We start from the raw sequence: 8,723 nt of genomic DNA on the forward strand, positions 1-8,723 counted from the left end.
CAACTTGAGCAGCACAGGCAAAGGCGCCTCGACCTCACGGTCGCGGGCGCCTTTTTGTCTTTTGCTTTTCGATTTCTGTTTTCGTCTTCCGTAAAGGCGGACGCGACGCCCGGTGACTACACATGAACGCAGCGCACCTTACTCCCCCCATCCAGACCCTGGTCGTGGTCGGCAACGGCATGGTCGGTCATCACTTCGTCGAACAGGCGATCGCCCAGGGCGCGCTGGATCGCTACCGCATCCTGATCTACGGTGAAGAAACGCGCCGCGCCTACGATAGGGTGCACCTGTCCGAGTACCTGGCGGGACGCGACGCCGAGTCCATGGCCATGAGCGACGCGGCTTTCTACGAACGCCCGGGCCTGAGCCTGCGCCTGGGGGTACGCGTGCAGGAGATCGACCGTCACAATCGCCAGATCGTCACCGACGAAGGACGCCAGCCCTACGACAAGCTGGTGCTGGCCACCGGCTCCTTCCCTTTCGTGCCGCCCGTGGCCGGCGCCGAAGGCACGGCCGGGCTGGTGTACCGCACGCTCGACGATCTGGACACGATACGCGAGGCGGCGGTGGGCGCGCGCCGCGGGGTCGTGGTGGGCGGCGGCCTGCTGGGGCTGGAAGCCGCCAATTCGCTGAAAACCCTGGGCCTGGAGGTCCACGTGGTGGAATTCGCCCCGCGCCTGATGCCGGTGCAACTGGACGACTTCGGCGGCGCCGCCTTGAAATCGCGCATCGAGGCCCTCGGCGCCAGCGTGCACGTATCCAGGTCCACGCAGGCGATCAAGGAAGGGCTGCGCTATCGCTACAGCATGCGTTTCGCGGAAGGCGAACCGCTGGAAACCGACCTGGTGGTGTTTTCCGCGGGCATCCGGCCGCGCGACGGCCTGGCGCGCGCCGGCGGCCTGACGGTGGGTGAACGCGGCGGCATCGTCATCGACGACTGCTGCCGCACCAGCGACGAACATATCTACGCCATCGGCGAATGCGCGATCTGGAACGGCACGGTCTTCGGCCTGGTGGCGCCGGGCTACCAGATGGCGCGCACCGCGGCGGCCGAGCTGTGCGGCGGCACCGCGCAGCCGTTCACCGGCGCCGACATGTCGACCAAGCTGAAGCTGCTGGGCGTGGACGTCGGCTCCATCGGCGACGCCCACGCCAGGACGCCCGGCGCGGTCAGCTACCGCTACATCGACGAGGCCGGCGCGGGCTATCGCCGGCTGGTGGTGTCCGGCGACGGCAAACGCGTGCTGGGCGCGGTGCTGGTGGGCGACAACAGCTATTACGACACCCTGCTGCAATACGCGCAGAACGGCATCGCGCCGCCCGCCGATCCGGCCAGCCTCATCCTGCCGTCCGGCCAGGGCGCGCCGGCGCTGGGGCCGGACGCCCTGCCCGCCACGGCCACCATCTGTTCCTGCCACAACGTCAGCAAGGGCGCCGTCTGCGCGGCCATCGACGATGGCTGCACCGACCTGGCGGCGGTCAAGTCCCGCACCAAGGCGTCCACGGGATGCGGCGGCTGTAGCGCGCTGCTCAAGCAGGTCTTCGAACACGAACTATCCCGCCGCGGCGTCGCCGTGGATAAAAGCCTGTGCGAACACTTCGCCTACACGCGGCAGGAGCTGTACGGCATGGTACGGGTCGAAGGGATAGAAACCTTCGAAGAACTGCTGGCGCGGCATGGCCGCGGCCGGGTGGGCTGCGACATCTGCAAGCCGGCCGTGGCGTCCATACTGGCATCGTGCTGGAACCGGCCGATCCAGGATCCCAGCCTGGTGCCGCTGCAGGACACCAACGACACCTTCATGGCGAATATGCAGAAGAACGGCACCTATTCCGTGGTGCCGCGCATACCGGGCGGGGAGATCACCCCGGACGGCCTGCTGGCCATTGGGGCGATCGCCAAGCAGTACAAGCTGTACACCAAGATCACCGGCGGCCAGCGCATCGATCTGTTCGGCGCGCAGCTGCATGAGCTGCCGGACATCTGGGAAGCACTGATCGCCGCGGGCTTCGAAACCGGCCATGCCTACGGCAAGGCCACGCGCACCGTGAAATCCTGCGTCGGCAGCACCTGGTGCCGCTACGGCGTGCAGGACAGCGTCAAGATGGCCCTGGACATCGAGAACCGCTACAAAGGCCTGCGTGCCCCGCACAAACTGAAGTTCGCGGTCTCGGGCTGCACGCGCGAATGCGCCGAAGCGCAGAGCAAGGACGTCGGCGTGATCGCCACCGACAAGGGCTGGAACCTGTATGTCTGCGGGAACGGCGGCATGCGGCCGCGCCACGCCGAGTTGTTCGCCACCGACCTGGACGACGCCACCCTGATCCGCTACATCGACCGCTTCCTGATGTTCTACATCCGCACCGCCGACAAGCTGCAGCGCACGTCCGTGTGGCGCGACTCGCTGGAAGGCGGCCTGGACTATCTGAAGGCGGTCATCATCGAGGACAGCCTGGGACTGGCCGCGGAACTGGAAGCACAGATGCGGCTGGTGGTCGATCGCTACGAATGCGAATGGGCCAACGCCTTGAAGGATCCGGAGAAGCTCAAGCGCTTCCGTACCTTCGTCAACGACCGGCGGCCGGACCCGGACATACAGTTCGTGCAGGAGCGCGGCCAACCGCGGCCGGCGCGTCCCGCCGAAATCCGCGCCATTCCCATCATCGAGGAGATCGCCTGATGCACGCCACCGATAACGACGAGGATTGGCGTCCGGCCTGCAGGCGCCGCGATCTGGTGAGCAACTCCGGCGTGGTCGCGCTGGTCGACGGCGCGCAGATCGCCCTGTTCTACGTCCCGGGCGACGAAGGCGAAGCCTTGTACGCCGTGGACAACCGTGATCCCAAGTCCGGCGCCAATGTCGTGGGACGCGGGATCGTCGGCCACCTGGGCGGCGAACTGGTGGTCGCCTCGCCCTTGTACAAGCAGCATTTCCGGCTGCGCGACGGGCAGTGCGTGGAGTATCCGGAGCAGCGCCTGCGTACCTGGCAGGCGCGCTTCAATGGCGATATGGTGGAAACGCGGCCGGCGTTCTGACGGCCCATTTCCGTGGCGGGAAACCCGCCATCACTGCGTCAAATGGCTGGATAGCTTGTCGACGGTCGCCTGCGCACGCTTCACCGTGGCGGCGAATTCCTCGGGCGTACTGCCCACGGGCTGGATCAGCAGGGGTTGCAGTACTTTCAGCACCTGCGGATCCTGCGCCGCCTGGTGCATGCCGTCGGCGATCTTCTTCACCAGCGCGTCCGGCGTCTTGGCCGGCACGAAGATGCCATACCAGTTGTTGGTGAAGTCCACATCGCCCAGGCCGGTCTCGGCGTAGGTCGGCACGTCGGGCACCTCAGGCAAGCGCTTGTCGCTGCTCAGCGCCAGGATCTTCATGGTGCCCGCCTTATGATGCGGCACCACCGACGACAAACCGGTCACCACCATGGTGACGCGGCCGCCGATGATATCGTTGACCGCGGCGGAGGTGCCGGCATAGCGCACGTTCGTCATATCCTTCAGGCCCATCTTCTCCACCAGGCCCGTGCCCGCCAGCAAGGTGAAGGGTTCGCCGCTGGCCCAGCTGCAGCGCGCCGCGTTCTTCGCGCAGGCACGCTTCAGATCGTCGATGGTCTGGATTTCCGTGCCGGCCTTCACCACGATCCCCGTCGGCCCGGAAGCCAGCATGCTGACCGGCCGCAACTCCACCAAGGGGTCGGCATCCATGGATTTGCTGATGTACTTCAGCGCGGCGATCGCCGGAATGGAAATCAGCAGGGTATAGCCGTCCGGCGCCGCTCGCATGACCTGGCGGGTGGCGATCATGCCATCCGCGCCCGGCTTGTTTTCCACGATGACGGGCTGCTTCCAGTACTGCGACAGGAAGTTCGCCGTGGCGCGGGCGATGTTATCGCTACCGCCCCCCGGCGAATAAGGCACCACCAGGGTGACCGGCTTGTCGGGAAACTTGTCGGCGGCGCCGGACTGGGCCAGCGCCGCGCCGGCGCCCAGCGCCATTGCGGACGCGAAAAGGATGGAACTGATCCGATGCTTCATGGTTTGTCTCCTTGTGGGCCGCGTGGGCCGGCGATGTACGCCGGCGCCGCGGCCCGGTTCTATTCGGATGCAAGCACTGCGGACGACACGGCCTAGATCGCGTACTTCGACTCCTCGCGCGTAATGCGGTCCAGGCCGACGAACTTGTTGAACTCCTCGAAAGGCGTAAGGCGGTCGGCGATCGCATTGGTCGAGCAGCCTTCGCGCATGAAGGTCTCCATCATGTCCTTGACCGCCTTGTGCATCGCCAGCATCGGCTCCACCGGGCACAGCGCGTAATCGAAGCCGATGTCGTGGATTTCCTTGAGCGACAGGTAGGGGCTTTTGCCGGACCGCACCATGTTGAACAGAATGGGCTTGCCCAGGGGCTTGAGCCTGCGAATGATCTCGCGCATCTGGTCGACGCTTTCCGGGGCATCGGCGTACAGGCCATCGACACCGGTCGCCGAATACGCCTCCAGGCGGTCCAGGGCATCCGCGAGCCCGGTCACGGCGATCGCGTCGGTACGGGCCACGACAAAGAAATTCGGGTCTGTGCGCGCATCCAGCATCGCGCGCAGCTTCTGCGTCATTTCTTCCTTGGAAACCAGCTGCTTGCCGGCGAAGTGGCCGCAGCGCTTGGGCACCGCCTGGTCTTCCAGATGCAGTACCGATGTGCCGGCCTCCTCCCACAGCTGGATGGTGCGCTGGGCATCCAGGACACCGCCATAACCCGTATCGGCATCGGCGAAGACGGGGATGCTGGTCACGCGGCAGATGCGCCGGATATGGTCGAACATCTCGGTCTGCGACAGCAGGCCCACGTCGGGCTTGCCCGCCACGATGGCGGATGCGACGAAGCCGCTGACGTAGATCGCGGGCGCACCGGCTTGCTCGGCGAGCATTGCCGTCACCGCGTCGTGGGCGCCCATGCAGACGAAGGGCGGTTTTTTGAGCAGTGCACGGAATCGTTCATTACGGGTCATGTCGTCTCCTTGATTTCAGCCTTGGCCGGCCGCCTTGCCGCGGACTTCCACGCCTGCCGCTTCTTCCGCCAGTCGCACGATCTCCGTCATGTCGGCCTGGTCGCCCAGGCGCGCGACGGCATCGTTCAATAAGTCCCGCACCACCCTGCCCACACGCAGCGGCGCGCCTATGGCCTCGCTTTCGGACAGGCACAGGCCGACGTCCTTGGCCGACAGCCCCATGGCGAAGCCGAAACCGAAGCTGCGGCTCAACACGTACTTGGGTATCTTGTCCTCGGAGGAATTGCTGCGACCGGATCCGGAATTGATCACCTGGACCATGATGTCCGGGTCGAGACCGGCCTTCACACCCATGACCAGGGCTTCCGAGGTGACGGCGAGCGCGGTTACCGAGACCAGGTTGTTGATGACCTTCATGGTCTGCGCCAGGCCCGGCTGTTCGCCAATGTAGAAGTGCTTGCCCAGCACCTGCAGCACGGGCGTCACGGTGTCGCAGGCCTCGCGCGGTCCCGACAGCATCAGTGCGAGGGTGCCCTTGGCGGCGCCCGCCATGCCGCCGCTGACGGGGCAATCCACCGACGCGATGCCGCGCTCGCCCAGCCCGCGCGCCAGGCGCTGCGCCGCCTGGGCGCCCGATGTCGATAGATCGACGACGATGCGCACCGCGCTGCCGTGCGCCAGCCCCTCGGCGCCCAAGGCCACCTCGGTAACGATGTCGGGCTTGGGCAGCGACACCAGCACGATGGAAGCGGCGTCGGCGACCGCGCGCGGCGAGTCCGCGGCCCGCGCGCCCAGCGCCATCAATTCCCGGACGGCGTCCGGCTGGGCGTCGTGGATGGTGAGTGGATAGCCGGCTTCCAGCAGCCGCCGCGCCATGGGCGCGCCCATGCGGCCTATGCCGACAAATCCAAGGTGGGGCTTTCCGCTGTCGTTCATCTTCGTCTCCATCGAGGTTTTCGTTTCGATTCCGTGGCTCAGGCGGCCGTCCAGCCGCCGTCGACCGGCAGCATGGCGCCGGTGATGTCGGCACCCGCCGGCGAGCACAGCAGCATGACCATGGCCGCTACGCTTTCCATCGCGACAAAGCGGCCCGTGGGTTGGCGCGCCCGCAGATAATTCGCGGCGGCCTCGGCTTCCGGGATGCCCTGGTCCGCGGCGATACCCGCGATCCGCTCGACGATGGGCGGCGTGGGCACGGTACCCGGCATCAGGGCGTTGCAGGTCACTCCCGTGCGCGCCGTTTCAATCGCAATGGCGCGCGTCATCCCGATCAGCGCGGTCTTGGTGGTGATATAGGCGATGCGGTCCGACGTGGCGCCGGCGCCATAGACCGAGGACATGTTCACAATGCGGCCCCATCCGCGCGAGCGCATCCCGGGCAGCGCCAGCCGCACGGTATGGAAGGCCGCCGACAAATTGACCGCCAGCGCTTCATTCCAATGCTCGGTCCGCAGCTGGTCGACCGGCGCGAAATGCCTGACCACGGCGTTATTCACCAGGATATCGACGCCGCCGAGTTCGGCCTCGGCCTGCGCCATCATGGCTTCGATCTGCCTCACGTCATTCAGGTCCGCGCGTGACAGCGATACCCGTGCGCCGGTCTCGCCGGCCAGCCGGCTCGCGGCCGCCTGGGCGTCGCGGATCGGCTCCAGGCCGTGCAACATCACATCCGCGCCCGCCGCGGCGAGCTGCCGCGCGATGGCGTGGCCCAGGCCCGCCACCGAGCCGGTGATGACCGCCCGGCGGCCGCGCAGCGGCGGCGTGCTGGCATTGTCCGTCTCCATGGTGCTCCTCTTGTTGTCGTCCGCCGGTGGTGTCCAGGGACTCACGCACCGGCCATTTCGGCAGTTAGTATGATTGTATTATCATCAATATGCAAAAGCTTCGTCATTACGATTCCGCCCACGCCCGGTGACGGGCGTGCCGGACAGCCCGCGCACGCGTGCGGCGGAGCGTCGAAGACAACGATGGAAACAAGATGAATCAACGATCAGCAGACCTGCCCGCGCCGTCTCCCCAGCCTTCGGATGTGGAGCACTTCGGCCCCATTACGCGGGCGGTGGCGCGCTTCGGCGCCGACTGGCGCTGGGAGGACGTCCCGGAAGCCGTGCGCCACGAGGCGCGGCGTTCGCTGCTGAACTACTTCGCGGTGGCGCTGGCCGGCAGCAGCGACCCGACCGTGGACATCGCCGTGCGTGTCTTCGCGCCGTTCAGCGCGGGGCGGCAGGCCGATATCATCGGCCGCGGCCAGCGTACGGACATCCTGAACGCAGCCAGCCTCAACGCCATGATGGCCAATGTGTTCGACTTCGATGACACCCATCCCGCCACCATCATCCATCCCACGGCGCCCGTCGCGCCCGCCGTTTTCGCGTTGGCGCAAGTCCAGCCTGTCAGCGGCGCGCGGTTGCTGCACGCCTTCGTCCTGGGCGCGGAGATCGAATGCCGCATGGGCAATGCCCTGACGCTGGGACACTACTCGCGGGGCTGGCACATCACCTCGACCTGCGGCGTATTCGGCGCCGCCGTCGCCAGCGCCAGGCTGCTCGGCCTGGATGCGCGGCACACGGCATGGGCGCTGGCGGGAGCGGGCAACCAGACCGGCGGGCTGGTGGAAACGCTGGGCACCATGGCGAAAAGCATCGCCGTCGGCAATACCGCCCGCAACGGGCTGCTTGCCGCCATGCTGGCGCGCGAGGGCCTGGCCGGCCCCGACCAGCCGATCGAGGGCGCGCGAGGCGTGCTCAATGTGCTGTCCGCCTCCCCCGCCCCGGAACGGCTGGTCGAGGGATTGGGCCAGCAATGGGAGCTGTGCACCAACACCTACAAGCCGTATCCGTGCGGCGTCGTGCTGAACCCTGTCATCGAAGCGGTGCTGGCGCTCAGGAAGGATCCCGCCCTGGCCGCTTGCGATCCGGCTCGCGTGGCGCGGGTCGAACTCACCGGCCACCCCCTGCTGCGCCAGCGCACCGATCGTCCGGGCGTGCGCAGCGGTCGCGAATCGCAAGTCAGCGCGCAGCACGCCGTCGCCGTATGCCTATTGCATGGCCGTGCCGGCCTGGCGGAATTCTCCGACGCCGCCGTGGCGGATCCGCGCGCGCACGTCCTGGATACTCGATTGCATTTCTTCGACGACGACGCTTACTCGGTCGATGCGGTGGACATACGGATCACGCTGGACGATGGCCGAAGCTTCGAACACCGAATCACCGCCGCCCGCGGCTCGTCCACCAACCCGCTGACGGACGCCGATCTCGAAACCAAGTTGCGTGAGCTCTGCGCATACAGCGGAACCGGCTGCGATGCGCAAGCCATCATCGACGGCGTCTGGGCGCTGGACACCCTGACCGACGCCGGCAGCCTGATGGCGCGAGTGGCTGGCATGCCTGGCGGCGTGCGACGGCAATAGACCGGCATCTGGGGCGTTGAATCCCGATTGGATTCGTAGTTGCAATCCGTCCGCCTCGAAGGGGAATGGTTGGCAGACCCGGATGGATGACGCTCTCTGGGACTGGCTTAAGACACATAGTCCAGCGTAAGCTCGCCGCCTTCGGAGGCGGTGCCGGAACTTGGCACCGCCTCCTCGTCATGAATATCAGAACGTCCAGAGGGCGTTGGCCTGGATGGCATGCGACTGGGCGCCGCGCGCGAGCTGGCCGGCGTAGCCCAGGCTCAGGCGCATGCCGCGATCGGCGTAGACGCTGGCGCCGGCTTCC

The 8,723-nt window shown here is 66.8% G+C and carries 7 protein-coding genes; 3 read left to right on the forward strand and 4 right to left on the reverse strand.

Annotation, left to right across the window (positions count from 1 at the left end; all coding sequences use genetic code 11):
- Positions 1 to 122 precede the first annotated feature (122 nt).
- Complete coding sequence (nirB, locus tag ACNA0R_RS11110) at positions 123 to 2,681, forward strand: nitrite reductase large subunit NirB (protein WP_415826043.1); 2,559 nt, start codon at positions 123 to 125, stop codon at positions 2,679 to 2,681.
- Positions 2,681 to 3,037 carry a nitrite reductase small subunit NirD gene (gene nirD / locus ACNA0R_RS11115; protein ID WP_415826044.1) on the forward strand — a complete coding sequence of 119 codons (357 nt, stop codon included), beginning with the start codon at positions 2,681 to 2,683 and terminating at the stop codon, positions 3,035 to 3,037. Before nirB ends, nirD begins: the two co-directional genes overlap by 1 nt.
- 30 nt (positions 3,038 to 3,067) lie before the next feature.
- Here the strand turns inward: nirD and ACNA0R_RS11120 are convergent, their stop codons facing one another.
- The 4 genes from ACNA0R_RS11120 to ACNA0R_RS11135 all read right to left on the reverse strand — a co-directional run bounded on the left by ACNA0R_RS11120 (position 3,068) and on the right by ACNA0R_RS11135 (position 6,791).
- Positions 3,068 to 4,042, reverse strand: coding sequence for a Bug family tripartite tricarboxylate transporter substrate binding protein (locus ACNA0R_RS11120; protein ID WP_415826045.1), 975 nt, complete (start codon positions 4,040 to 4,042; stop codon positions 3,068 to 3,070).
- Positions 4,043 to 4,134: 92 nt separating this feature from the next.
- On the reverse strand, positions 4,135 to 5,007 hold the full coding sequence (locus ACNA0R_RS11125; RefSeq protein WP_415826046.1) for an isocitrate lyase/PEP mutase family protein: 873 nt from the start codon (positions 5,005 to 5,007) through the stop codon (positions 4,135 to 4,137).
- Positions 5,008 to 5,022: 15 nt separating this feature from the next.
- On the reverse strand, positions 5,023 to 5,955 hold the full coding sequence (locus tag ACNA0R_RS11130) for an NAD(P)-dependent oxidoreductase (protein ID WP_415826047.1): 933 nt from the start codon (positions 5,953 to 5,955) through the stop codon (positions 5,023 to 5,025).
- Positions 5,956 to 5,981: 26 nt separating this feature from the next.
- Positions 5,982 to 6,791 (reverse strand): SDR family oxidoreductase, encoded by an 810-nt coding sequence (locus tag ACNA0R_RS11135; RefSeq protein ID WP_415826048.1) that lies wholly within the window; start codon positions 6,789 to 6,791, stop codon positions 5,982 to 5,984.
- Between the two features lie 194 nt (positions 6,792 to 6,985).
- On the opposite strand from ACNA0R_RS11135, the gene ACNA0R_RS11140 reads away from it, so the two are divergent.
- Positions 6,986 to 8,416 carry an MmgE/PrpD family protein gene (locus tag ACNA0R_RS11140; protein ID WP_415826049.1) on the forward strand — a complete coding sequence of 477 codons (1,431 nt, stop codon included), beginning with the start codon at positions 6,986 to 6,988 and terminating at the stop codon, positions 8,414 to 8,416.
- The last annotated feature ends 307 nt before the right edge of the window (positions 8,417 to 8,723 follow it).

Origin of the sequence: Bordetella sputigena (assembly GCF_965137885.1) — a bacterium.
Classification (GTDB): domain Bacteria; phylum Pseudomonadota; class Gammaproteobacteria; order Burkholderiales; family Burkholderiaceae_B; genus Bordetella_C; species Bordetella_C sputigena.

Coding starts and splice junctions, on each gene's coding strand:
- ACNA0R_RS11125 (WP_415826046.1), bottom strand. CDS start 5,007: ATGACCCGTAATGAACGATTCCGTGCACTGCTCAAAAAACCGCCCTTC.
- ACNA0R_RS11140 (WP_415826049.1), top strand. CDS start 6,986: ATGAATCAACGATCAGCAGACCTGCCCGCGCCGTCTCCCCAGCCTTCG.
- ACNA0R_RS11120 (WP_415826045.1), bottom strand. CDS start 4,042: ATGAAGCATCGGATCAGTTCCATCCTTTTCGCGTCCGCAATGGCGCTG.
- ACNA0R_RS11130 (WP_415826047.1), bottom strand. CDS start 5,955: ATGGAGACGAAGATGAACGACAGCGGAAAGCCCCACCTTGGATTTGTC.
- nirB (WP_415826043.1), top strand. CDS start 123: ATGAACGCAGCGCACCTTACTCCCCCCATCCAGACCCTGGTCGTGGTC.
- nirD (WP_415826044.1), top strand. CDS start 2,681: ATGCACGCCACCGATAACGACGAGGATTGGCGTCCGGCCTGCAGGCGC.
- ACNA0R_RS11135 (WP_415826048.1), bottom strand. CDS start 6,791: ATGGAGACGGACAATGCCAGCACGCCGCCGCTGCGCGGCCGCCGGGCG.